This window comes from Fuchsiella alkaliacetigena (assembly GCF_023227765.1).
Taxonomy (GTDB): domain Bacteria; phylum Bacillota; class Halanaerobiia; order Halobacteroidales; family Acetohalobiaceae; genus Fuchsiella; species Fuchsiella alkaliacetigena.
The window spans coordinates 1-24,558 of sequence record NZ_JALKBZ010000039.1 but is presented as its reverse complement, the minus strand read 5'-3'; the positions used below and the strand labels follow the sequence as shown (position 1 = coordinate 24,558).

The following is a 24,558-nucleotide window of genomic DNA, read 5'->3' as shown; positions in this document are numbered from 1 at the left end:
GTCTAATTAATTACTCAATTAAATTAACTTCAGAATAAATATGATATTATTTTTTCACTTAATCGTGCTTTAATGAAGATTTTCTTTATTAAAGAAGGAACTTCTTTATTTATTGTGGAAAAACTAAACCATAACCAAAAATAAATTACATTAACTGAGGATAATACAAACCTATAAACCTTTAGCAGGAGATATATTATTATGGAGTGGAAAAAAGTAGAAAACAGCATTTTTTCTTTACGTGATATACTTTCTTACTTGTTACCTGGACTAATTAGCATTTTATCAATGGAATTGTTCTTTGATTTGCAATCACAAAAATTAATTCAAAGATTACCTGATGATAGTTTTATAATTATTATTATTTACTTTTTTTTAGCATATTTTTTAGGAATCTTATGTAACATTATTGCTCGCAAATTTTTATTTACTTCTGTGTGCATATTTAAAGATCCTTTTGAAGATATATTAAACTCAAATTCAAAAAGTTTCTCTGATGTTTTTATAAAAAAATTAAAATATAAAATGAAAGACATATTAGGAGAAAACATTATTAAGCAAGAAAATGATAAAAATATAATATATCTATGCTGGAGATATATTCAAAATTTTGGTCATAATCTAGGTTTTTCTTATCTATTTAGATTAGTAACTTTATTTGATATGTGTGCTAGTTTGTTCATAGCTAATTTTTTCTTATCGCTAGCCTTATTCTTTACAGGTGAATTTTTTTTGGGGCTGATAGGATCTGCAACTACAATATTTTTATATAAACAAGGTTATTATGAATATAGAAAAGAATTTGGAGAAAACATTTTAAGAATCTTTTATACTATTTCAGAAAAGGAGTAATTACATAATGAATAATAATAAAGTTTATTATTTTGCCTATGGTTCTAACATGAGTAAAGAAAGATTAGAAAAAAGAATATCAAAAGTTAAAACTATGGGAAAAGCAAAATTACCTAATTACAAATTAGTAATTAATAAAGAAGGAAATGATGGTTCCGGGAAAGCTAATATAGTGTACTCTTTAGATAATGAAGTTTGGGGAGTGTTTTATGAGTTAGAAAAAAGCAAACTAGAAAAGCTTGATTCTTACGAGCCTAATTATGAAAGAATAAATGTTGAAATAGTAAATGATTTAAGTGAGTCATTAAATGCTATAACTTATATTTCTACTAAGACCACTGATGAAAAGCCTTTTGAATGGTATAAACAACACATTTTAAAAGGAGCCTATGAACATAATCTGCCTAATGATTATACGAAAAAATTAGAACAAATTGAAACAAAATAAAAACCAGTGACGCCCCCCCTATTGATATTGTCTTAATAAAGTGTTTTAATTTAACAACTCCCCAATGTAAACCAGTGCTATTTAATTTTCTTATATATTTAGATATATCCTCTTATTATCCTAAGCTTCTTCATTCTCTCTAAATGAACTATAAATATCTTCTGATAATAAATCCATTAGTTTATCTCTAAATTCCTCATTCTTTAGCACTCTACCGTAGAATTCTTGATTTTTAGCATAAGAATCTACTACGGCATCATCAAACTCTTCCTCATAAACTAATCTCCAATCATCTTGTGGATTAGCTTTAGCTTTAATTTTTAACTGCTCACTATTTTTTAATCTATTTATTATTTGATTTATGGCTATTTCTTCAGATTCACTAAAGTTAGTTTGGAATCTTTGGTTAAGCTTTTCGATTATTACACTTAAGCGTTCCTTTTCTTCGTTTTGAGCACCGCCACCTGAAACAACAACTCCTACTGAACCATCTCCTTCTAAGGATAGATCTTCTTTTCCCATTTCTTCTAGCTTATAATACTCTAAAACTACCTTATCAGTTATATCTACAGAGCCTGTCTGTTCTACATCTATCTTCTGAACCAAAGATCTAAGGTAGATATTTAGTTTATGTAGCTCTTCGTCTTTGATCGGAGCTATTTGTAGTATTAACATATAAAGGTTGATGAACTTTTTGCTCTTATTCCTAAAGTCAATTTTCTCTTCTCTACTTAGTTCGTTAATTCTTTCTACTGAGTTATCTAGAAGGCTATTCAGTCTTTGGGCAACATCATTACCAGGATTATCTTTATAGTACAGCTCTACATACTTATCTATATCAGCCTTATTAATCAGCATACTATCCATTATTTCATCTTGGAGGGTGTAGATTTCGTTAGGGTCTATATCATCTTTTAAGGTAGTGGCTTCATAATAAGGCTCAAAAGCTTTCTTTATATCTTCTGGGTCATTAACGAAGTCTAAAACGAAGGTGTCCTCTTTGCCACTACAGGTACGGTTTAATCTAGATAAGGTCTGCACAGCAGTTAATCCATTTAGTTTTTTATCAACAAACATAGTATGAAGCTTAGGCTGATCAAAGCCGGTCTGAAACTTATTAGCTACTATTAATACTCGATACTCTTCTTTATCAAACTCTTTGCGAATTGAAGAGGAGATTTCATTCATATTATTTTCTGTATAGTCTAAGCCATCATCTTTTACCGTTCCGGAAAAGGCTACTAGTGTTTTCATCCCTTGATAGCCATTTTCTTTGATATATTTATCGAAGGCTAACTTGTATCTGACAGCGTGTAGCCTAGAAGAGGTTACTAGCATTGCTTTAGCTTCGCCACCAATTTTATTTCTAGTTGAACTTCTGTAATGCTCAATCATTATTTCAGTCTTTTGGGAGATATTATGAGGATGAAGGCTAACATATTTAGCTATTTCTTTACTTCCTTTCCGCTTCTTTATCTCTGGGTCTTCTTTTACTTGCTTATTTACTTTATAATACATTTTATAGGTCATGTAGTTTTCGAGAACATCTAGGATAAAGCCTTCTTCGATTGCCTGTTTCATGCTGTATATATGAAAGGCTTGAGGATCTCCTTCTTGATTAGTAGTTCCAAATAGCTTTAAGGTGCTTCCTTTGGGGGTAGCTGTAAAGGCAAAGATGCTAATGCTTTGTACATCTTGCACTTTAGCTAACTCTTCATTGATCTTATCTTCTGCATCTTTAGTATTTTCTTCTGCTTGTCGGTCTAGCCTGCTTGCTTCTTCTAGTGATAAGCTTTCTTTTAAGGATAACATATTCTTCCCTGTTGAGCCTGAATGAGCTTCATCTATTACAATAGCATAGTTTTTATCTTTAGTTCCAGCGACTTTATCTAAGATATAAGAGAATTTTTGAATGGTGCTGATTATAATTTTAGTTCCCTTATTTAGTTCATCTGCTAGTTGGGTAGAGTCTTTATCTATTTTAGCTACCATTCCGATCTTATGATCTATTTGATAGATTGAGTTTTGAAGCTGTCTATCTAAAATAAGTCTGTCGGTGATTACTATTACTCCATCAAAGATTACTTGATCGTTCTTATTATGGAGGCTAGACAGTCTATGAGCTAACCAGGTGATAGAGTAGGTCTTTCCTGAGCCAGCACTATGCTGAATTAAGTATCTCTCTCCTGTACCTTTTTGCTTAACATCAGCTAATACTTTTCGTACTGCATCTAGTTGATGGTAACGAGGGAAGATTAATTTTTCTTCTTTTTCAACATTACCTGCTTGGTCTGTTTTTTCTTCTACGTCTATAAAGATAAACTTTTGGAGTATTTCTAGTAAGCTATCTTTTTGCAGTAACTCTTCCCAGATATAATGAGTTCTCACTTTACCTTCGACCGGTGGGTTTCCTGCCCCGCCCTTATGCCCTTTATTAAAGGGAAGAAAGAAGGTGTCAGCTCCATTTAATCTAGTTGTCATATAGGCTTCTTCGGTATCCATAGCAAAGCAGACTATTGCTCTTTGCTTAAACTTAAATAGCTTCTCATTAGGCTTTCTAGTAGTTCTAAGCTGTTTGATAGCTTTTTCGTAGCTTTGACCTGTTAATGGATTTTTAAGCTCAAAGACGATAATTGGAAGTCCATTTAAGAAGATCACTAGGTCTATTCTCTTACTGTCTTGATAGTTTAGCTCTTCAATAACTGAAAAGATATTTTGTTGATAGAGTTTATTTAGCCTTTGATTAAAGGAAGTAGGTGGCTTAAAGTAAGCAAGATCTAGTTTAATCCCATAATCTTTAATTCCGTGCTTAATTACATCTATCATGCTTCTTCTAGCTAACTCTTTATTTAGGCGAAGAATTATCTTTTGTTTATAGTTAGCTCCGTGGATTTCTTGTAGTTTAGCCATCTTCTTTTCTTGGGTAGTTTCTAAGAAGTTAAAGAGCATTTCTTTATCTAGAGCATGGTGTTTATCATAGTTATAATTAGAGCTGGCAAGATAGCCATTTTCTTCAGTAAGATGATCCTTAATTACTGTTTGAAACTTCTCTTCTTTTAAAATATCTGGAGTTATCATTTTACTCACCACCTTCCTCATAGTCTCTTAAGTCAATCTTACCTGTTACTGCTTCGTAGATTAGTGATTTCTTGTAGGCTTTGTATTTGTCGATTGACTCTTCTGTTTTTTGGATTAAGTTGTTGATTTGGGTTGTTTTTTGGTCAAGGTAACTTACTATTTTATTTTGAATTTGAAAACCTGGTTTTACAATCGGAATATTTATTAATTTTTCTTTTGTTAAGTGTGCAATACTAACTTGATTTACTATTGCATTAAAGTATCTTTTCTTACCTAGAAACATAAAGTAATATAGATGATATTTAGAAATCTCATTTTTCAAAAAACTAATTTTATGTACAGAATTTTGAATAAAACATTCTTCTATTTCTTCATTCCATATAGTTGATCTACCTACTTCTCCTCCCTCACAAACCAGCATATCATTTTTACTTAATTGATATTTTTTCATTTCTGCCTTAGAAAACCACATTTTTTCAATTTCAGATAAATCTAATTTATTCCAAAGAATATTCTTGGCTTTCAAATAAGGTTTGTAAAAATAATTTGGTTTTTTCTCATTTTGAAGCATTTTACCTAATTCAATATGAGCAATATATTTTAATTTAACTTTCTTAAAATACTCAGGTATCTCACCTATCCACTCAAACCCACTATCTTCCATTTCTATCTCATCGACTAATTCTCCAGCTTCATTCAAATATTTATCACCAATCTTTGCTTTAGTAACTGCTTCTGTAATCACAGACTTTTTATACTTTTCTAGCTTATCGACTAAGGCTTCTTTCTGCTCGATTATTCCATCAATTTCAGCAGTCTTTTTATCAAGGAAGGAGGCTATTTTTTGTTGTTCTTGGAGAGGAGGTAAAGTTAATTTAATATTATTTAAAATTTTAGAATCTACATGAGGAATCCCCATTCCTATAGTATTATCTTTAATATATCTCTCAAGATATTTTAATAAAAAATATCCATAATCTTTATTAATAACTTTAGTTAAACACTCTATTTTTGCCATGGTTGAAGAAATGATGCCACAAGGACTTTTTAATATTTCTCCAGAATTTGAGCCATCCCATAAAATTAATATTTCATTTTCATTTGCTTTTACTAAACCTACAGTATCATTTACATAGGAGACATTTTCAATATCTTTATTTCTAAGATAATCCATACTTAAATATGGTATTCCTTTTTCTGGATGAGTTTTATTTGGTTTTTTTCCTTTTTGATGACTAAAAAGATATTTAAATCTTTTCAAATTCCAATTTGCAGGAATTTTATTTAAATAATCAATCCCACTATCCTTATACTCTTCATATCTCTTATACTCCACTACTATCACCTAACTCTAAGACCTGCTTCATTAACCCTTGAATTTCACTCTCTATCTCTTCTATCTCCTCTTTAATCTTAGACGAAGGCTCTAATTCTTCAAATTCATAAAAGTACCTTGTAAATGGAATCTCGTAGCCTACCCGGGTATAAGAATAATCTACCCACGCTTCCGGCACATGAGGTTTAACCTCTCTTTCAAAGTAAGCTGTAATATTCTCTTTTTCACCTTCCACAAAATCAGAATAATCTTGATTATACCCTTCTACCTTTTGCGAAAAGTCTATCCGTTCATAATCTCTTAAATCAGTATCGTGTTGCTTCTTGCCACCTTTCATACAATAATCAGCAGTCTCATCCCTTTCGCTTAAACCATTATAAACCGCTTTAAATAGAGAACGCTTTAAGTCTAAATCTCCTAGTATCTCTTTTAAAGCTTCTTTAAACTCTTCTCTATTCTTATATAATTTATCACTAGTATTCTCTCTTAACCTAGTTAATATCTTCTCCTGTAGCTCCTTACCCTCTTCTAGCTTGTCCAGTTTCTTTTGCTTTTTAGCACTAAACTCTGGTGCTTCAGCTAGTTTAGATAGCTTCTGGTACTCTTCTTCATCAAACAGCTTATTAAAGGTGTTTTCAGAGTAGATATTCTCAATTCTTTCTTCTGTGATCTTAAAGTTAAGTTTAAGAGGTCTTTCAATCCTTACTTTAAGATACCCAAACTCTTCTTTATCAAATATCTTAGAGTATTCATTCTCCTTGAAGTCGCCATAGATCCTAGTAATCTCATCTATCTGCTCTTCGGTTATTTCGTGTCTTTTCTCTCCTAAAGACTTTCTCATATCTTCATAAAAGTCTGTCGCATCAACTAACTGTATCTTGTCCTTTCTGATAGGGCCTCTTTCTAAATCATCATTTTTACGATTAGATAAGATCCAGATATAAGTAGCTATCCCTGTATTGTAAAATAAGTTCTCGGGTAAGGCTACTATACCTTCTAATAAGTCATTTTCAATAATCCACCTTCTAATCTCACTCTCTCCACTTCCTGCATCGCCTGTAAAGAGTGGTGAACCATTAAAGACTATTGCTATTCTACTACCCTGTTCATCATCCTTCATTTTAGAGATTAAGTGCTGTAAAAAAAGTAGTGAACCATCCGAAGTTCTGGGAGTTCCTGCCCCAAAACGACCATTAAAACCTAACTCTTTATGTTCCTCTTTAACCTCTTTGCTATACTTTCTCCAACTAACTCCAAAAGGAGGATTCATTATTCCGTATCTGACCTCTAAGCCTCGATGACCATCATCTGTAAAGGAGTTTCCTAAGACTATATTATCTGCATTCTGACCTTTGATTAATATATCTGACTTGCAGATAGCATAAGATTGAGGATTGATCTCTTGACCAAATACCTCTACCTGAGCATCAGGGTTTAGATCTTTAATGTGCTTTGTCATTTCCGATAGCATTCCACCAGTTCCACAGGCAAAGTCACCTACGGTAGTTATATTTCCAGGGTCAGTAAGCTCATCTTCTTCGCCAGTTAATAATAGGTTTACCATTAACCTTATAACCTCTCGGGGTGTATAATGGTCTCCTGCTTCGGCGTTTTCAGAAAATCTTCTAATTAACTCTTCAAAAATATACCCCATTTCCTGATTATCAACTTTATCTGGATGTAGGTCTATCTTATTAAACTCTTTGATTACTAAATACAATAAGTTATTATCCGCTAGCTTAGTTATCTCTTTATCAAAATTAAAGTTCTCCATAATCTCTCTAATATTAGGTGTAAAGCCTCTAATATAGTCTCTTAGGTTTTCAGCTATATTATCGGGATCATCTAATAGCTTTTCAAAGTCATAAATACTGGTATTATTAAATTTATGGCCGGTGATTCTATTAAGAATCTTATCAATATCTACTTCCTCAGCCTTTTCTAATACCTCTTCTTTAGTGTCTGCTAATAAGCAGTCAAACCTTCTTAATACGGCCATTGGTAGTATTACATCACCGTAGTATTCTTTCTTGTAAGGCCCTCTTAATAAATTAGCTATATTCCAAATAAAATTAATCTTCTCTCCAAAATTAGTCATTCGATTACCCTCCATTAATACATTCTTTTTTATCTTTTCGTTATTAATTTCTTTAAAATGAATCATTACCCTTTATTTAGCAACAAAAAAGCTATTATTCAATTTAAACAGTTGACAAATAAAATTAAATAAATTACAATATGTAATACGGAGGTGTTATTATGTTAAGTGTCAGATTACCAGAAGAATTAGAAGAGAAATTAAATATATTGTCCGAACAAGAAGGTACAACAAAAACAGATATAGTAAAGGAAGCATTAAGAAATTATATTGAAGAAAAGGAAAAACAAACTCATCCATACGAACTAGGAGAAGATTTGTTTGGAAAGCATGGAAGTGGAAAAGGTGATCTATCTACCACTTATAAGCAGAAAGTTAGGAGTAAAATCAATGAAAAGACATCTAATTGATTCTGGGCCTTTAATTGCCTTATTTGATCAAGATGATAAGTACCATCAAGCAATAAAAGATTTTTTAAAATCATATAAAGGACATCTATATACCTCTTGGCCCGTAATTACAGAAGTACTGCATATGCTAGACTTTAATATTGACGTACAGCTTGACTTTTTAAGATGGATTCAAAGGGGTGGAGTAGAGGTTGTTCAATTATCTCCAACTAATCTATCTAGAATAATCGAGCTATCAGCGAAGTATTCAAATGTACCAATGGACTTTGCAGATGCTACCCTAATAGTAATATCGGAAATGAAAAATATCGATGAGATCATATCTATTGATTCTGATTTCTATGTCTACAGAAAACTCAGAGATAATAACTTGAAAAATATCTTTAACATAAAAAAATAGCATCCTAATAGCTAGGATACTAAATCTAAAACCTTAATATTTTAATTTAATTAATAATAATACATGTTATTTCCTCAATAAGCTTTTAAATCCATCTTGATTATTGACTTTTGCTTTTACATATATTAAAATAGATTTCAAGACTAGACAATTTCTTTAAATTGAAATTAATTAAGCAAAAAAAAATAAAACCCCTACTTGTTGGCGCAAGTAGAGGGGCGAAACAAAGGCCTCTCATATAAAGGACATCCACACGTCCAAGGCCATCATTAACATTATTAGTACCTTAATTTTAACATAGGGTAACTAATAATGTCAAGAGATTAAATACAGAAAATGATGGAATTTAAAGAGGCCTTCCAAATAAAATGGGAGGTTTTTTATATGCTAATAAAAGAAATTAAAGAAAAAGCCAAAAACAACCAAAAGATAGACAAGCAGTATCAAAAATTTGCCAACGGAGAGATAGGCTGGGATGAATTAGTTAGTCGAACTCTAAACATTATGGCTGAGGAAGAAAAAGAGGAGCCAGAGATAAGAATCCCTGAAAATGTTGTGGATCCCGATGAAGAAACAGACTTTGACTTATTTGAAAATCCCGTGCTTTGTCCGAGAACTCTTTATAATGAGCATAAGCATAACTTCTCAGCTAAGTGTATGTATTCGGCTCTAAATGCCCTTCTAATGCACCGAGACAGCGCGGGAGTAGTACAAGGTGTCACTACTATGGAAATGGCTAAGCACTACGGCTACACCGATTCTAGGCGGATCAGAGACGGAATTAATAGGTTAGAAACGGAAGGAATTATAGAGGTAGATAGATCTGCCCTTGTTAATACATATAAATTTGTTGATAATGATTTATCCAAAGGTTGTTTTGTAATTCCACAAGAGTTTATAAAACAAATATCTGACTATACTCTTAAGGATATGAGATTAATCTGGTATTATCTATCTCTTAATCATCATTCACCTCGAAATAATAGAAAATTTCCAATCAATCTAGAGACACTCAAATCCGTTGTTAACGCCGATTCGTTTGTAGAGGTAGAAAGGCTGGCTCACGGTATTAAAGACTCCTTATTTAACAAAATAGCCACTATTAAGAGTGGTATTAGTCGTGGTAAGGACAAGCTTAAGGTTGTTTTTGATAACCTTAAAGTCGGAGTAATCGAAATAAGCAAAAAACAGATAGAAAAATTAAAGAGACATCCGCATTACAAAGATATAAAGCATATGTTCCGCAACTTAAGAATTTCACACAGCTGGCGAAAGATAAGCAGTGCCTTAGAAATTATTGAAAGGTACAGCCAGGAAGTTATTAACACCGTTAGAAAGGTGGTAATGGAAAGTAACTTCCGAAGTAAAGTGAATTCTGCTAGCTACCTAGAAAAGTTATTCGAGCTAGTAGCTTCTGGAAGACTTCGGTAGCTAGCTAAGAAATGCTTAGAAAATGTTCTTCAAAACTTCCTAGGGGGTACTATGTCTAAAACTGGACCCCTAGTATCCATTATTTTACATCTGCCCCTTGAGTTCAAATTAATCATAAATTTTTGTTCAAAGATCAGCACTAATCCAAAGGTGCTGGTCTTTTTTTATCATCATCAAAGGACGGATCACACACTATATCAGCAGATCTTAGGTCAGTATTCTAGCTATGAAATAAGTGGAAGGACAGTATGCAAAAGCCCATAACTTCTTAAGCCTTTGATTTGTAAGGGTTCTGGACTTGTTTCTAGGGTGTATAAAGGAGTTAAACGATTATAAAGGGTAAAAAATAAATGGGAAACCAATTGTTTCCAAGGTTTTCTAATATATTCGTATATAGTGGTCATAAAAAAATAGGTCTTACCTGACCATTGATATTAGCTTCGATAAACTTTTATCTCTTAGCTAAGTTTTTAAATTAATAGTAGTTCTGCTCAATTAACTTCTAACGCAAATATTAAAAGATAATTTCTGCTTATTAAAAAGTTTTTCTATTTTTAAGCAGGAGTTTTTTCCATAAATCCATAATTACTATAATGTCGACTCTTTAAACCACTATGATAATAGGAAATAAAGCAAAAGGTGTCGATACTTTCTGGCTATTTCAGCCGTAATTGTCGACAGCAAGCTTATGAATGCCTATCAATTCAAGTCTAAATAGGTCGACAAAATGAAAATAACTATATCAAAGAAAGGGGATTGATTTATGCAAAATTTTGAAGTTGTTGGTTTTGATAATGGTTATGATTATGTAAAGATGGTTTTAGGAGCTGATGAAGGTGGTAAAATTAAGTTTCCGTCAATGACATATAAACCATCTGGAGAAAACTTAAGTACAGATGTATCTAATCAGGATTTTGGAATAGATAATATGGAAATTGAGTTTGAAGGAAAAGAGTACTACATAGGTAGTTATGCTGTAGAACAAGATCCAATGGGAGGGGAGAAAAATTTTACTGATGATAAGTTTAAAAGCCCATCAGAGATTGTAAAGTTGTTAGCTAGTATATCTTTATACATTGAAGAAGAAGAGGCTAAAATAGACAAACTTGTATTGGGGTTGAATATTGATAGCTATAAGAAGTTTAAAGACGACATTGTTGAGGCATTTGAAAACAAAACTTTTAAATTTAAAATAGGTAGCAATAAAGAAGAAATTAAACTATATATTGATGAAGTCATGTGTATTCCGCAAGGTATTGGAGCTTACTACGACCAGGTTTTAAATTATGATGGGATAGCTATTAATAATGATTTACTAGATTCTAGATACGCTTTAACTGATTTAGGTGGCCGTACTATTGATGGTTTTGTAGCTAAAGGTATTGAGGTCATTCGTAATACTGATATCGGGGTTAACTATGGTATGAGTGATGCTTTTCGGGAAGTAGCTTCCGAACTTGGTGATGAAATACCGTATAATTTAATTGAACAGACCTACATAAAAGGAAAAAATAAAGTTTTTTGGAAAGGAAGAGATAGAAGTATCGATGTATTATGCAAACAAGCTTTCAACAATCTAGCTGATAAAATTTATAACCAATTAGTCAACAAGTGGGATAAACAACTAAATAGAGTAGAGTTTATTATGCTCTGTGGCGGAGGATCACGGTATTTAGGCGATATTTTAAATGACATGTTTAATATAGAGGTAAAAGTCATTGAAAATCCTCAGTTCAGTAATGCAAGCGGATATTATAAGCTAGGAGTTTATGATAATCAGGGGGAAGAGTAATGCCTAGAAATAAAGTTAAATCTATACGATTAACTGCAAGGATTTCGGAGAACACCTCGTCTTTGGAGGATGTAGAATTTGTAGAGCGAAAGTTAAAAGAGGGATTTAGCCAAGCTGTTATAATTAGACAAGCAATTAAGATATATCGTAAGTATGAAGAGGGTGCTTTTTTCAAAGAAGCTTCATCAAAAATGGATACAAACAATGTAAATACTGCTAATAATGATAATAATAGAATTAATGGACTCAATGAAAAGTTACAAAGTGGAGACTTCCTTTAATCACTTTCTAAATTCCAAATAACTAGATTCAAAAAAGTAAATTCCTGATCTTATAAGATCAGGAATTTACTTTTTTGTGAACTCTTCAATCTTTTCTAATTTGCTTGACTAATTTCTTTGAAGGTACTCATTTATTAGAGTATCTAATTGACAGCTCTTTTCAATAAGCTTTTCTCCATCTTTAGGATCAATCTCATTCAGATCTTTTCTTAAGTCTTCAATTTTTTCAGCTAGTTTTTCTTTATACATTGCTACCACTTCCTTTCAATAAGCTAGTGTTCTCAGTTAACTAACCCTTTACAAAACAAGGTTTATCAAGAGGCTACAGCTTCTAAAAAGTTTTTAATACCTTTTTTATGACAAGCTACTGAGTGATTAGAATTAATATACTCCAAAGAAGGTCTGGTAGAGGTGCAAGTTTCTTTACTGGCACAACACCAAAAAGCAAAGCAACAACCTCCCCCTATCCTAACCTCCCCTTTAGCTTCCCAAAGACTTCTTTTTCTAAATATATTAGGGCCAGAATTTAATAGCCCCCAAGTATAAGGATGGTGAGGGTCTGTCAAGACTTTACTAGTAGATCCTTGTTCAATGATTTGGCCACAGTATAAAATAATCACTTTAGAAGTAAGTTGCTTAATTAGCTCTATATTCTTAGATAAGATAATCATAGTCAAGTCCAATCTTTGTTGTAGCTTAGATAATAACTTTAATATCTCAATTTTACTGATTAAATCAAGCCCAGAGGCAATTTCATCAATAATCAAAATTTCAGGATCACTACATAAAGCTTTCAGTAATAAAACTCGTTTTCTCACTCTTTTGGGTAAGCTATGAAAATTATAATTCTTCCATTTTGGATCTAAGTCTACTAGTTCAAATAATTCCATTTCTTTTTCCTTCAGCTCTGCTAAAGAAAAGTCATGGTACTTATTTAGCACTTCTCTTATTTGTTCGCCGATGTTAAGAAGCCTTTTTAAAGAGTCTTGATTATGAACCAAAGCTAGATTAGGCCAACATAGCTCTTCTAGCTCCTTGTTTGATAGCTCTAATAAGTTATTTCCCTCATAAATTACTTCTCCCTTATAACAACCTTGTTCAAGCAGGCCTAATAAAGTCAGAGCTAAAGAGCTTTTACCAGAGCCAGCTTCTCCAACAATACCTAAGTTCTCTCCTTGCTTAAGTTGTAATGAAATATCATCAATTGCTTTGATTTCTCGTTCTTCATCCTGATAATTAATTGATAAGTGATCCACTTGAAGTAAAGGTTTATAATCTTTCAAGGTTAGTGCCTCCTTTTTAAGATTACTTTGAGCTATATAAAAAATCATATGTTAACCTTTAAGTTGCTTTCTAAATCTAAACTTAACTTAACATAATCGTACTTTAATTTAGTGATATGTTTTTTTGTTTTTTTTAATTTTTCTATGGTTTTTTTACTTATGCTAGTAACCATTTCTTATCTTTCTATTCTTATGCTAAATTATTACACAGGTAATATTTAGAAAAGGATTCTAGAAACTTTTATCTAAATATTATATCAAGAGGATATAATTTACTTTATCAAGAGAGGAGTAGTAAATATGAGTAGCCAAGAAAATAAATACTGTATTACCGTGGAAGAAGCTAAAGAAAGGCTAGATGTAAGCAGACGAACTGTCTATAATAGACTAAGGGCAGGAAAATTGGATGGGAAAAAGTTTCCTGCTAAACACGGGCTAAGGTGGATGATCAACAAAGATGAGTTCAATGATCAGGCCGAAGTTATTAATGAAGTGGTAGAGGTTGACCGCAGTATGAGCAAGAAAGAGTTCCAGCAGGCTATTAAAGAGGCTGTAGCTACTCAGGAAAGGGAGATGATTAGCCAGGTAGAGGATAGGTTCTTCAATGCCGTCATCAGCCTCTACAGCCAGTTTGAACAGAATCAGAAGGAGTTAGTTAAACAGGTAAAAAAAGAGAATCAACAACTAAGAAAAGAAATCAAAGAAGATAATCAGGAGTTGTTATCTAAAATTGAAGAGAGAGAACAAGAGCTAGCTGAAAAAGTAAAGAATTTTCGAAATCAGGAACAGCAAAAGAACGACTCGATATTTAATAAGCTTTTAAGTATATTAAAATAGATAGTCTTACCAGAGCTACAACACAATAAAATCTTATGCTCTTTCTTTAAGTTTATTCACACAGTTTAAGCAGATTATTTCACTTTTATAATCAATCACATTATCTGTATTGCCACAAAAAACACATGGGGGACTATACTTCTTAAATATAACTTCGTCTTCATCAACTAAGATTTCCACAGGATCTCCAACTTCTATGTCGAAGCTATTTCTTACTTCCTTAGGGATAGTAATTCTACCAAGGTTATCTATTTTACGGACAATTCCTACTGATTTCATTTATTTTCACCCTCTTTTTTATTTTCTAAGAAGTTAAGTGTTATTTACTCATACTCTGTTATTTCTATTCTAGATTTCTTTAAATTTTCCTTTTAATACTGCTATTTTTAGAAAATGATTTGTCAAGTGCTAAAAAACTCTAGCTCTTGCAATAAAATGCTTATTTATGATAATCTAAAATAGTTAAAGATATGCGAAGGGGGACTAAAAATGACTATTTCAAATCAAGAAAAAAGATTACAAGTACTTAATATGTTATCGTTAATTGCAGTAATAGCGGTCAATGCTTTGGCTGTATTACTGCCGATTAATGACTACCAGACAGGTGAGATATCTGACTTATATCCTAATTTATTTACTCCTGCTGGAATTACTTTTTCTATTTGGAGCTTAATTTACTTAACTTTAACTTTATTTATCATCTATCAAGCCCGAGGGTTAATAAGCAGTAGGGTGCAAAAAAATGAAATAATAAATAGGATTGGCTATCTATTTTTTATCTCTTCATTAGCTAATATTGCTTGGATATTAGCTTGGCACCATTTAAGAATTGGTCTGTCTTTTGTAATTATGCTAATTTTATTAATCTCATTGCTATCAATTTATAATCGTTTAGAGAAAGGACGTTCTTTAATAAGTAAACAAGAAGATTATTTTGTTTATTTACCCTTTAGCCTCTATACTGCTTGGATCACAGTAGCAACCTTAGCAAATTTGACAGTCTTAACTGTCGATTTAAACTGGTATGGAAGCTTTATACCAGCTCAGTTGTGGACTATATTAATGATTGCTCTTGCTGTTGGAATAGCAGTCTATATCTATCTTAGTCGCCAAGATTTATTTTTTAATCTAGTAATCATCTGGGCATTAATAGGAATTTTAATTAAACGGGTAAACATAGCTGAAGAGTTAGTAGTTAGTGTTTCTTTGGCAACTGCAATAGGTATATTAATTATTATCTGCAACATAATTTATCAAAATTTTTTTCGAGACTTTTCAACTTCAAGTAGATATCTAAACTAGGTAGAGCTAAAATATCTTAAGAAACTCTTAGGACTTTCTTAATACTCTCTTAATGTTTATCAGCTATACTTTATCTAGAAAATAAAACACTGGAGGGAATTGATTATGAAAAGAATAGTTAGTATTGCTATGGTAATGTTGTTGGTCCTAGGATTTTCTTCTTTAGCTCTAGCTAGAGGTAATAATTCAAGATTAAATGAGGCTGAACATAGGATGGAGCAAGAATGTGTAGAGTATTTAGATCTATCGACTGAACAACAAGAGGAGCTTGCTCAATTGCAAGCTGAAAGACAAGAGTTAAGAGATGAAGATAGGTTAGAAAATAGAAACGAGCCAAGGGAAGAAATTGAAGCTAGGGATTCTAGAAGAGGATCTAGAGAAAGATAGAAAAAAGGGCAACCTAACATCGGTTGTCCTTTTTAATATTCTTAATCTTTATTTTTTTGAATTAAGACGTCAATAAAATCAATAATTATTTCTTTGTGGCTCTCTTTTAATTTTTGTATTTTTTTCATTATTTTAATATTCTGATCATCTTTTGATTTTATAACTTTGTGAAAGTCTGTTCTGCCGAGTAAATAATCCACACTAACTCCGTAATAATCAGCTATTTTAACTAAAAGTTCTTTATTAGTAGGCCATCTTTCTTCTCTTTCATAGCCCCCTAAAGAAGAACTACTAATATCTAAGTCATCTGCTACTTCCTCTTGGTTAAGATTTACTTCTTTTCTTAGTTTTCTCAACCTTTCTCCAAACATCATAATCCTCCTTTTTATAAATTAATCTAATATTTGCAGTTTATATGATTATAACACATTTGATGTTTATTAGTAAAAAATATTAAATACACTTGATAAATAACCTAAAATGTGGTATAATTATAATTGAAGTTACAATTAAAACTCAATCTAGGTTGAAAAGGAGGAATAAAATGAGAAGGATGGATAATGTGGAGTTTGCAAGCAGAGTGAACGATATATCTGATAATAAGTATACAGTCTTAGGAGATTATGTAGATGCTCATACACCCATAGAAATGAAGTGCAATATTTGCGGTAATATATGGAGTCCCCGACCTTGTAATTTGCTTTATAAAAAATCGGGATGTCCTGAATGCAGAAGTAACAAACTTAGAAGAACCCAAGAAGAGTTTGAAAAATTAGTTGAAGAGCAAGGAAATGGCGAATATGAAGTTTTAGGCGAATATACCAGAAGCGACGAAAAAGTGAAAATAAAACATAAAGAGTGTGGTTATCAGTGGAATGTACTACCAAATAACTTTTTAGATGGCTCAAGATGCCCGGAGTGTAATTTGTTATCTAGGACAGAAAAGAGAATCAAAGAAATTTTTGAAAGCAAAAATTATGAAGTGGAGTTATTTTCTTCCTTTGAAAGTTGTAGGGCAAAGAAAGAATTAAAATTTGACTTAGGAATTAAAAGTAAAAATAATAATTTGCTAATTGAGCTTGATGATGTTAGACACTTTCAAGGAAATTATAGTAAAAATTTAGAAGAAGATATCAAAGACAAGATCAAGAATAATTACTGCTTGAGGAATAATATTGAATTTGTGAGAATACCTTACTGGAAATATAAGAAATTAAGAAATGTGTTAGCTAATAGACTAAAACCAAATATGACTATTAGCGAAATAAAAAAGCTGATTATAGATACTGTAGTTGATTATCAATACTGGTTAGATGGCTTTATCCAAAATATAAAGTATAGAAATTTTTTAATTGATAATGATCTTAATGGGCTCAAAAAAATTGCTCATAAAACTATAGAAAAAATTAAAGAGGAAAATAGAAATAAACCTGATAAACTTCAAAGTATTTGTGAAATACAGCAAAAATATAAAGTGAGCAAAGACTACATTTATAGATTAATAAATAACTATCACGATGCTATAATTAACCTACAAAAAAGAAGTAAGTTTGATATTTGGCTTCTTACAGATGAAGAATTTGAAAAAATGAAAAGAAAAGAAGAAGAAAATAATGAATTAAAGGATCTAGTTACAACTACTATACACATTGATGAGAAAATTAAGTGCCTAGTTGACAGTGAGCTTGCATTAGAACAAACAAAATTTAGTAATTTTGCAAGAAAATCACTAAGAAAATATGTAAATAATAGCTTTAACACAGATTTTGAGGAGAAAATACACAATATAATACATAAAGATATAAAAACAGATCATCAAAAAAATACTAAAACAACTATTAAACTCTCCCGAGATCTAAAAAAACACGTTAAAGAAAAATTAAAAAATAAGTTTAATAGGGGGAAGCTATTATCAGCTTTAGTGCAGGCTTTTTGTATTATCCGGCTTAATTAGTTTATGATAAAAAGAGAGCATATATCTTAATCTGACACCAACTATGATGAAGCTTTTTTAGATACTAAGTTGGTCATACTTTGCAAATAACAAGTGTGCCCACTCTTTTTGTTTTTACTGGGCACACTTTTTTAATTATAGTCTCTAAAATCTAATTATAAAGTGTGCCCACCCCCACCTCCACTTCTGCCTAGAACATCGACACAGTTTTGTACTCTTTGGTCTGATCAAACTCTATGACTCTCTCACTATTTTTTAGTTGCTTTTTGAGATTTGTAAAATCTATATCATATAAATTATCTAGACTAACAATACTTTTTATAGTAGATATTGTTTTTTTAGCCCCGTCAATCCGCTTTCTCTGCCTTTCGATTTCGAATGCTTTTTTTAGATAGCTGTGTGGGTGCTTGATATCATAGTTTAAAATCTGTTTTAATTTAATTTTAGCTTGCTGTGTCGTCAATTTTTGGCCCTCCAATAACATTAACTGCTCTAACTTTTTCCTCTCGTTTGGTCGTAAGTCAACCATTATTTCAAAGCCCACTGCGAAGTTAAGCCTGCTCTTTAGTAGATGCGGTCTAACCCCTTCTTGCCATAATTTCACAGCTTTAACTACTGCTTCTCCTTTATCGATTTCTGCTCGATATAGATAATTCCTGATTTTTACAACCTTTTTAAATTCTCGTTTCTTCTCGCAAAAAATTTGTTTTATATCTGGATATCTAGCTAACACCTGCTCGTATCGGCTAGCGTCAAAACGTGGATAACCTGGTGCATCCCAATCGTGGTGGTCTATCGCCATTCTTAGAATACAACCTATATTCCTATTTTCCATTACTTCATTCATTTTTTCATCGCTTACTATTACTGGTAGGTCTCCTATTTTGACATCTTTAACATCTTCAATTATCTTTATTTTCTCAAAGCCTACATAGTCGCGCAACACATTAATTAAATTTTTGTTTTTTAGCCTACCATTAGTCATTTGATAGACTTTACATAGTATCAACCTTTTATCTACTACATACTGGTCTAGTTCATCATCAAACTTGATAAAATTGCCGTTCAATAGCTGGCTCAAACCTTCTATAAAAGGTTTCTCTTGTTTACTATAAGCTACTCTTTGGCGTTCAAGCTCATAATACCTATTAGCTCTTTCGACTTTCTTTTGTTCTTGGGCTATCATAAAATCTGCCATTCCTTCATAATTAAATAACTCTTTATCATTAGTCAAGTTGTTGAATACATACATTTTATTAAAGCCATTCCTGCACCTGCTTGGGAATTGCAATAAAGCGTTGATATCCAGGCTGTTAAAGAAGTAAATGTTATTGATATTTTCGTTCTTGATATTAACACCGTCATCTATTAGACTAGTGGTAATTAATAAGCTGTAGTCATCTTTTATTCTTTCCTGCTCTACTAACATTCTAAAGTCTTCGCTTTCTTTTAGATCACTATTTAATATTAAGATCTCATCTGCTGAATAATCACCTAGCTTAATTAAGTTATTCTTGATTTTTTGCTGTCCTTTTTTACTTTGTATTCTTATCAGGTCTAATTTATTCACTTTTTTATTATCAACAACTGTGCTGATTAATTTCTCGACTTTGGAAGTATTTACAATATTAGCTTTATTAAAAGATCTGTTGTTAGTGTAGTTATAAATTTTGTCGTAGTTGCTCTCAAGGCCAAAAGGTGTAGCCGTGATATGTATTAACTTCTTGGCCAGTTTTTGCAACTCATCAACTCCCGCCATTGCTTTAGCTCTAAAGCCATACTGGCTAATTAAGTTGTGGGCCTCGTCAACTATAACTGTATACTCTCCAGGCTCAACCTGTTTAGATATTGCTTGGGCCTTGTCATAGGTAGCAACTATCAAGCGTTCCTTTCCAGTTAAATTAACTACTTTATTACCGTAATAGCCCACCGCATCATATTGTTTTGAGGTCTGCTTAGTGGTGGTGTAATAAGGTGATAAAAAAATAATTTTACTATTATTGCGCTGACCGTGTTTAATCGTGCTGTAGGTCTTTCCACTTCCTGTGGGTGCTGTCATTAATATTTTATCGCTATCATCTGTCATAACCATCTCGATCTGATCTTGACTTATGTAGCCATCCAGCTCAATTTGCTGGCCTTCGTACTGGCTCAAATTCCTTTTTAAATGGTCTACAACTCCGATCTTATATAATATAGCCTTTGTGTCGTTATGACCGTCATAGCCTTTCTCTAAAGCATAATTATAGTCTTTTTTCCACCTATTCAAAAAGCTGGACCAATGTTTTTCGATAACTTCAAAAAACTCCTCAATTATTCCTAAATGGTGATAAACAAACATCAAGGATCTAACTTTATTGTGCCCTAAATACTCGTCCCAATCTGCTCCAGCTTCAAAGTCCTGGACCAATTCCAAATCTTTAAACCTGTCAATGCAAGTCTTTAACTTCTGCGGATCACCTTGCATAGCTAAAATGTCTTTATTAATAGCCTCGTTATCAATTTCAATCTGCTTCTGCGTCTCTGTGTACTCGGTAAAGTGAGTCAAATCCAGCTCAGAAGCCAAGCGTTGAATATCGCCAGTAAATTCCAATACTTCACCTTCATTTTCCCAATAAATTCCCTTGTCTGTACCAAAAAATAACCTTGCTGGGTCTTTAGCTCCCTGATCTACTTCATTGTCAAATAAATTACTTAATATATACCAACTGTAATTAAATTCCTGGTTGTTCAAAGCGTCCTCAAATAAAAATACAAATCTAAATTTATGGTGGTCTGGCTTGTGGCTAAAGGTCTTATATACTATAGCAGGATAGATTTTGTGCTTATTGCATACCTTCAAAGCCTCCTCGATCTCCAGGCCGTCATCAAAGTCTAAGACTAAAAAATCAGTATTAATAAAGTCCTCGTTAGCTAAACCTGTATGACTACCATCATTATCTGCTTTCAAATTAGCAAATACAATAGTCTGGCCTGCCTCAATAGCCTCTATTATCTCTGGCCAGTCATAACCTTGCTTCTTAGCCTGCTTGCTTCTCGTGACTATTCCGCCTATTTCCGCTTGGCCTGTTGGTTTCTTTTTAAATCCTTCCTCATCTATAAAAACGTCATATTCATTTTTCTTGCCTTTATACTCATTAAATGATATAATAAAATTAATCATAAGTTGATACCTCCTTTAGGTATTGACTACGGTCAAACCCATCGCATAGGGGGCCGTATTCTTGTGATTTGGGTCCTGGGGATGGGACCCTGTCAGCTATAAGTTGAGATGGATTTTATAGCTGTTAGTTATTTTTTTGGTACTTTTATTTAGGTTTGTTTCTTGCCAACTAGCTCCCTTAAAGCTGGTTGGCTCTATTTTTTTTGATTTTGTTAAAAATAAAAAGAACAATTATAAAACTATCCTAATCTCTACTTCGCTGTTTAAAATCAAAAAACCTGCATTAAATTTGTGATAATATTAGAGTGGAGATGTATACATTTTTATTTTAAACCTACTATTAGCCCTGCCATACTAGGTGCTCTGGTATGTATACAAGATGTATACATTTTTATCTGTCAATCCCCTATATTTCCTGCTATAATAAGACATATAGCATGTATACAAATAAATTTAATTTTTTTATTTTAAACTTTTTTGTATACAATTTAGTTTTAAAATTGCTACTATCCCTATCAGATCAACAATTAAAGATGTAAACAATATGGTACCATATTGTTTACATCTTTAATTGTTGACCTCTTACTATCCTTGCGATAATAGGGAGACAAGGATGTTTACAAAACCATATTCTCCAAAAAAAATATTATTTCTAGGAAAGTTTAAAGATAACATTTTATGCTTATTCAACCAGTTAATAATAAAAAATATTTACTTAATATTAAATGATTCTACTGCAAAAAGGTCAAAAGCTGTTATAACCTAAATTTTTCGACCATTGGCACCCTAGCATTAGCTAGTTAAACAAAGTAAAAGCTAATTAATGAAATTTAATATATTTTAAGGCAATATAAAAGCTATAAATAAACTAATCTACTTCAATATAAGTATAATTTTAGTGAAATTATTAGGGTTTTATCTGATTTTTTGTTTTTGCAGTGCAATCATTAAATTAAAACTAAACCCATATTCCGCATAAACAAATATTGGTTTTGGATAGTTTGAAAATAACATTTTACGTCTTATTTAACCAGTGAATAATTGAGGTTGCTTGCTTAATATTTAATTTAAACTAAAATTATCCTGCACTCTAAACTATGACTGAAGCAATAATAAGCAAAATAAATATAAATCAATTAATTTATTTCAAATCACAAGGAAAAATTTTCTAGTAAAAGGTAAGATAGGTGGTAAGGTAGGGGGTAAGATGGGTAGTAAGATGGGTGGTAAGATACGGGGTAAGGCGACCTTACTACCCATCTTACTACCCATCTTACCAGTAATCTTACCAGCAACCTTACCACTAACCTTACCTGCAATCTTACCAGTAATCTTACCTGCAATCTTACCACTAATCTTCTTTTAACTTTATTTTAAAACCCCGACAACCCCTTGCTATAACAGGCTTTTTAAAAACAATACCTTCAAATATATATAATATTTCAAGTAGTAAGATAGGTAGTAAGATAGGTAGTAAGATAGGTGGTAAGATAGGTGGTAAGATAGAGGGTAAGATAGGTGGTAAGATAGACACCCGATTAGGCGGGTCTAATCGCCAACTATCCCATTATACCCCCACCTATTTGGGGGTCTATTTGGGGGTCTCATCGGGGGAGTGAGTTTTCTTTTTTTATTTCTTCTATCTTATTCTTATCTAGTCCTGGTATTTCCATTTGCTCCCTTATCCAACCACTTTTTGACTTCATTCTTATTACCAAGAGATGAGTTTAATATCAAAGGTGGTATTCTTCTAAAACCAGTTCCTTTCTTTTTTTGATTTGCATGAGCAAATTCTTTTGACTTCCAGTTATCTATATTAATTAACGTTTGATCATTTGCCTCTTCTTTAAGTGATTTTAATCTACTTTCGCTAACATTATTAAAGTAATATTCAGGATTGAAATAATTTAAAAACATTTTCTTATAGTCTCTAATTATATAATCTTCAACTTCACTAAGAGGTAATACATAATACCCTAATTCTGTTCCCAGTTCATAAAACTTCTTAAAGCTTTGCCATTTCTTTAAATAAGCTGTTAACAAGAGTCCTTCTACTATAATATTTTTTTGATATACTCCACCTCTATATAAAACGTTTTTAAGGGCCCTATTATAATATTTTAGAGCTTCTTTAAAACCACCTAATTGAATTTGATACTTCCCATAATAAAAATCAAGTTGATAGCTATAAATCTTATTGTATGGTTTTATTAATTCAACTTCATTGTATAGTTCTTCAACTATTTTTTCTTCACCTATTCTTTTTTTTCTCTTATGAAGTGTTAATATATCTAATAAATCTATTCCAGAAAGAAACCTTTCTCTTATTGATGACTTAACTATCGTTCTTTACTCTCTGACCTTTCTTAATATAAATATCCTTGTAATATTTTCCATTTGCTTGGATATTACTAAATTTAATGGGCAAACTAGTTCCTAAATAAAAATTAGGATGATTTTGAACTTGAAAATGGAGATGCGGTTCTGTAGAATGACCTGAATTCCCGCATTTCCCTATTTCCTTCCCTTTTTTGATTTTTTCTCCTTCTTCTACCTTTATAGACCCTGGAATCATATGAGCTAAAAAAGAATATTCTTGATCTTGATGTTTTATAATCACAAAATTACCACGAAAGTCTCTCGCTAAAAAATCCATTTTCATTGTCCCAGGGCTTTTATGCTCTCTAATGCCATCATTGACTTTAATTACTTTACCATCCGCAGGAGATAGCACGGGTTCAGAATAACAATAATAATCTTCCAGTTCTTCGCCGGTACTACTATAGCTCTTTTTTTCATTATCAACTTTTATAAAGTCATAAGCAAAACGTTGAGTTTTTAAATCCCAAGAGTGAGATGTTTCCTTTGTACTACCTCCATTCGCTACAAACCATTCACCCTGCAAAGGAAGCTCAAAATCTATTTTTTGTTCATAATCTTCTACTGAAAGATAATCTTTTTTAAACGACAAAATCATTTCTCCAAAAATAAATAATATTTGTTGAATTAATTGGAAAGGGTTTAGAAAACTCAATATTAATGAAGATACTTCGTTAAATTTGTTTTTTACATTAAGTTCTTTTTTTATAGGTGTTGGTGAATCATCTTTAACTTCTTCTTTGCTATTTTTAGAAAAGAAGAAGCTTTTAAAAAGTATATAAAATAATAACACTATAATTAAGTAGTTGGCTTGATCAAAAGAAGTGAAAACAAAAAGCAATATAAAACCAGAAATGCTTGCTAATCTATCTAAAAAAGACATATCTTGAAACCAAGGTAAAGAGAATATACATATTACAAAGACTAAAGCAAAAAATCTATTATAGGATGGTAAAATAGCAAATGAATCTAGAAACATATTTAATAAGATAAGAAGCCCCATAATGTTTATAACAACAACTAGCAAACGACTTATTTTATTCTTCATTATTAAACCCGAGTTCGACAGTTCATAGGTATAAAATAACTATTTAGAGGTCAGAAACCTTGATATAGCAGGGTTTGTG

21 protein-coding genes are annotated in these 24,558 nt (G+C 31.8%); 11 read left to right on the top strand and 10 right to left on the bottom strand.

Annotated elements, in window-relative coordinates; translation table 11 throughout:
* Positions 1–201 precede the first annotated feature (201 nt).
* Both MWH30_RS10565 and MWH30_RS10560 read left to right on the top strand, forming a co-directional pair.
* On the top strand, positions 202–852 hold the full coding sequence (locus tag MWH30_RS10565) for a hypothetical protein (protein ID WP_248664050.1): 651 nt from the start codon (positions 202–204) through the stop codon (positions 850–852).
* 7 nt (positions 853–859) lie between these two features.
* A complete protein-coding gene (locus MWH30_RS10560; protein WP_248664049.1) occupies positions 860–1,300 on the top strand; it encodes a gamma-glutamylcyclotransferase family protein in 441 nt (146 codons plus the stop codon).
* Positions 1,301–1,420: 120 nt separating this feature from the next.
* Here the strand turns inward: MWH30_RS10560 and MWH30_RS10555 are convergent, their stop codons facing one another.
* The 3 genes from MWH30_RS10555 to MWH30_RS10545 are packed head-to-tail and all read right to left on the bottom strand — an operon-like array spanning position 1,421 to position 7,812.
* A complete protein-coding gene (locus MWH30_RS10555; RefSeq protein WP_248664051.1) occupies positions 1,421–4,378 on the bottom strand; it encodes a type I restriction endonuclease subunit R in 2,958 nt (985 codons plus the stop codon).
* A 1-nt stretch (position 4,379) separates the two neighbouring features.
* Positions 4,380–5,723: a restriction endonuclease subunit S gene (locus MWH30_RS13940; RefSeq protein WP_248664048.1), complete on the bottom strand. Its 1,344-nt coding sequence runs from the start codon at positions 5,721–5,723 to the stop codon at positions 4,380–4,382.
* On the bottom strand, positions 5,704–7,812 hold the full coding sequence (locus MWH30_RS10545) for a type I restriction-modification system subunit M (protein WP_248664047.1): 2,109 nt from the start codon (positions 7,810–7,812) through the stop codon (positions 5,704–5,706). The genes MWH30_RS13940 and MWH30_RS10545 overlap by 20 nt, the downstream gene beginning before the upstream one ends.
* Before the next feature lie 161 nt (positions 7,813–7,973).
* Here MWH30_RS10545 and MWH30_RS10540 point away from each other — a divergent pair, with 161 nt between their 5' ends.
* The 5 genes from MWH30_RS10540 (at position 7,974) to MWH30_RS10520 (ending at position 12,126) form a co-directional block, all read left to right on the top strand.
* Positions 7,974–8,222 carry a ribbon-helix-helix protein, CopG family gene (locus MWH30_RS10540; protein ID WP_248664046.1) on the top strand — a complete coding sequence of 83 codons (249 nt, stop codon included), beginning with the start codon at positions 7,974–7,976 and terminating at the stop codon, positions 8,220–8,222.
* The gene (locus tag MWH30_RS10535) at positions 8,203–8,622 is read left to right on the top strand and encodes a type II toxin-antitoxin system VapC family toxin (protein WP_248664045.1); all 420 of its coding nucleotides are present in this window, start codon (positions 8,203–8,205) and stop codon (positions 8,620–8,622) included. Before MWH30_RS10540 ends, MWH30_RS10535 begins: the two co-directional genes overlap by 20 nt.
* 384 nt (positions 8,623–9,006) lie before the next feature.
* The gene (locus tag MWH30_RS10530; RefSeq protein WP_248664044.1) at positions 9,007–10,053 is read left to right on the top strand and encodes a hypothetical protein; all 1,047 of its coding nucleotides are present in this window, start codon (positions 9,007–9,009) and stop codon (positions 10,051–10,053) included.
* A 763-nt stretch (positions 10,054–10,816) separates the two neighbouring features.
* Complete coding sequence (locus MWH30_RS10525) at positions 10,817–11,845, top strand: ParM/StbA family protein (protein WP_248664043.1); 1,029 nt, start codon at positions 10,817–10,819, stop codon at positions 11,843–11,845.
* Positions 11,845–12,126 carry a hypothetical protein gene (locus MWH30_RS10520; RefSeq protein ID WP_248664042.1) on the top strand — a complete coding sequence of 94 codons (282 nt, stop codon included), beginning with the start codon at positions 11,845–11,847 and terminating at the stop codon, positions 12,124–12,126. The genes MWH30_RS10525 and MWH30_RS10520 overlap by 1 nt, the downstream gene beginning before the upstream one ends.
* A 108-nt stretch (positions 12,127–12,234) precedes the next feature.
* Here the strand turns inward: MWH30_RS10520 and MWH30_RS10515 are convergent, their stop codons facing one another.
* Together MWH30_RS10515 and MWH30_RS10510 are read right to left on the bottom strand one after the other, a co-directional pair.
* Positions 12,235–12,375, bottom strand: a complete 141-nt coding sequence (locus MWH30_RS10515) for an aspartyl-phosphate phosphatase Spo0E family protein (RefSeq protein WP_248664041.1) — start codon at positions 12,373–12,375, stop codon at positions 12,235–12,237.
* Between the two features lie 65 nt (positions 12,376–12,440).
* Positions 12,441–13,409 (bottom strand): oligopeptide/dipeptide ABC transporter ATP-binding protein, encoded by a 969-nt coding sequence (locus MWH30_RS10510; RefSeq protein ID WP_248664040.1) that lies wholly within the window; start codon positions 13,407–13,409, stop codon positions 12,441–12,443.
* A gap of 300 nt (positions 13,410–13,709) precedes the next feature.
* On the opposite strand from MWH30_RS10510, the gene MWH30_RS10505 reads away from it, so the two are divergent.
* Positions 13,710–14,246, top strand: a complete 537-nt coding sequence (locus MWH30_RS10505; protein ID WP_248664039.1) for a helix-turn-helix domain-containing protein — start codon at positions 13,710–13,712, stop codon at positions 14,244–14,246.
* 33 nt (positions 14,247–14,279) lie between these two features.
* Here the strand turns inward: MWH30_RS10505 and MWH30_RS10500 are convergent, their stop codons facing one another.
* The gene (locus tag MWH30_RS10500; RefSeq protein WP_248664038.1) at positions 14,280–14,525 is read right to left on the bottom strand and encodes an AbrB/MazE/SpoVT family DNA-binding domain-containing protein; all 246 of its coding nucleotides are present in this window, start codon (positions 14,523–14,525) and stop codon (positions 14,280–14,282) included.
* Between the two features lie 210 nt (positions 14,526–14,735).
* On the opposite strand from MWH30_RS10500, the gene MWH30_RS10495 reads away from it, so the two are divergent.
* Positions 14,736–15,548 carry a TspO-related membrane protein gene (locus tag MWH30_RS10495; RefSeq protein WP_248664037.1) on the top strand — a complete coding sequence of 271 codons (813 nt, stop codon included), beginning with the start codon at positions 14,736–14,738 and terminating at the stop codon, positions 15,546–15,548.
* A 105-nt stretch (positions 15,549–15,653) separates the two neighbouring features.
* The gene (locus MWH30_RS10490; protein WP_248664036.1) at positions 15,654–15,935 is read left to right on the top strand and encodes a hypothetical protein; all 282 of its coding nucleotides are present in this window, start codon (positions 15,654–15,656) and stop codon (positions 15,933–15,935) included.
* A gap of 41 nt (positions 15,936–15,976) precedes the next feature.
* Here the strand turns inward: MWH30_RS10490 and MWH30_RS10485 are convergent, their stop codons facing one another.
* Positions 15,977–16,306: a helix-turn-helix domain-containing protein gene (locus tag MWH30_RS10485; RefSeq protein ID WP_248664035.1), complete on the bottom strand. Its 330-nt coding sequence runs from the start codon at positions 16,304–16,306 to the stop codon at positions 15,977–15,979.
* A 173-nt stretch (positions 16,307–16,479) separates the two neighbouring features.
* Between MWH30_RS10485 and MWH30_RS10480 the strand changes: the two genes are divergently transcribed.
* Complete coding sequence (locus tag MWH30_RS10480) at positions 16,480–17,889, top strand: DUF723 domain-containing protein (protein ID WP_248664034.1); 1,410 nt, start codon at positions 16,480–16,482, stop codon at positions 17,887–17,889.
* A 190-nt stretch (positions 17,890–18,079) separates the two neighbouring features.
* On the opposite strand, the gene MWH30_RS10475 is transcribed toward MWH30_RS10480, so the two are convergent.
* The 3 genes from MWH30_RS10475 to MWH30_RS10465 form a co-directional block, all read right to left on the bottom strand.
* Complete coding sequence (locus MWH30_RS10475) at positions 18,080–21,052, bottom strand: DEAD/DEAH box helicase family protein (RefSeq protein WP_248664033.1); 2,973 nt, start codon at positions 21,050–21,052, stop codon at positions 18,080–18,082.
* Positions 21,053–22,702: 1,650 nt separating this feature from the next.
* Positions 22,703–23,095, bottom strand: coding sequence for a hypothetical protein (locus MWH30_RS10470; protein ID WP_248664032.1), 393 nt, complete (start codon positions 23,093–23,095; stop codon positions 22,703–22,705).
* 292 nt (positions 23,096–23,387) lie between these two features.
* Positions 23,388–24,479: a M23 family metallopeptidase gene (locus MWH30_RS10465; RefSeq protein WP_248664031.1), complete on the bottom strand. Its 1,092-nt coding sequence runs from the start codon at positions 24,477–24,479 to the stop codon at positions 23,388–23,390.
* Positions 24,480–24,558 lie beyond the last annotated feature (79 nt).

Excerpts from the sequence above, each read along its gene's own strand:
- MWH30_RS10565 (WP_248664050.1), top strand. The coding sequence starts at position 202 with ATGGAGTGGAAAAAAGTAGAAAACAGCATTTTTTCTTTACGTGATATA.
- MWH30_RS10560 (WP_248664049.1), top strand. The coding sequence starts at position 860 with ATGAATAATAATAAAGTTTATTATTTTGCCTATGGTTCTAACATGAGT.
- MWH30_RS10555 (WP_248664051.1), bottom strand. The coding sequence starts at position 4,378 with ATGATAACTCCAGATATTTTAAAAGAAGAGAAGTTTCAAACAGTAATT.
- MWH30_RS10545 (WP_248664047.1), bottom strand. The coding sequence starts at position 7,812 with ATGACTAATTTTGGAGAGAAGATTAATTTTATTTGGAATATAGCTAAT.
- MWH30_RS10540 (WP_248664046.1), top strand. The coding sequence starts at position 7,974 with ATGTTAAGTGTCAGATTACCAGAAGAATTAGAAGAGAAATTAAATATA.
- MWH30_RS10535 (WP_248664045.1), top strand. The coding sequence starts at position 8,203 with ATGAAAAGACATCTAATTGATTCTGGGCCTTTAATTGCCTTATTTGAT.
- MWH30_RS10530 (WP_248664044.1), top strand. The coding sequence starts at position 9,007 with ATGCTAATAAAAGAAATTAAAGAAAAAGCCAAAAACAACCAAAAGATA.
- MWH30_RS10525 (WP_248664043.1), top strand. The coding sequence starts at position 10,817 with ATGCAAAATTTTGAAGTTGTTGGTTTTGATAATGGTTATGATTATGTA.
- MWH30_RS10520 (WP_248664042.1), top strand. The coding sequence starts at position 11,845 with ATGCCTAGAAATAAAGTTAAATCTATACGATTAACTGCAAGGATTTCG.
- MWH30_RS10515 (WP_248664041.1), bottom strand. The coding sequence starts at position 12,375 with ATGTATAAAGAAAAACTAGCTGAAAAAATTGAAGACTTAAGAAAAGAT.
- MWH30_RS10505 (WP_248664039.1), top strand. The coding sequence starts at position 13,710 with ATGAGTAGCCAAGAAAATAAATACTGTATTACCGTGGAAGAAGCTAAA.
- MWH30_RS10500 (WP_248664038.1), bottom strand. The coding sequence starts at position 14,525 with ATGAAATCAGTAGGAATTGTCCGTAAAATAGATAACCTTGGTAGAATT.
- MWH30_RS10495 (WP_248664037.1), top strand. The coding sequence starts at position 14,736 with ATGACTATTTCAAATCAAGAAAAAAGATTACAAGTACTTAATATGTTA.
- MWH30_RS10490 (WP_248664036.1), top strand. The coding sequence starts at position 15,654 with ATGAAAAGAATAGTTAGTATTGCTATGGTAATGTTGTTGGTCCTAGGA.
- MWH30_RS10485 (WP_248664035.1), bottom strand. The coding sequence starts at position 16,306 with ATGTTTGGAGAAAGGTTGAGAAAACTAAGAAAAGAAGTAAATCTTAAC.
- MWH30_RS10480 (WP_248664034.1), top strand. The coding sequence starts at position 16,480 with ATGAGAAGGATGGATAATGTGGAGTTTGCAAGCAGAGTGAACGATATA.
- MWH30_RS10475 (WP_248664033.1), bottom strand. The coding sequence starts at position 21,052 with ATGATTAATTTTATTATATCATTTAATGAGTATAAAGGCAAGAAAAAT.
- MWH30_RS10465 (WP_248664031.1), bottom strand. The coding sequence starts at position 24,479 with ATGAAGAATAAAATAAGTCGTTTGCTAGTTGTTGTTATAAACATTATG.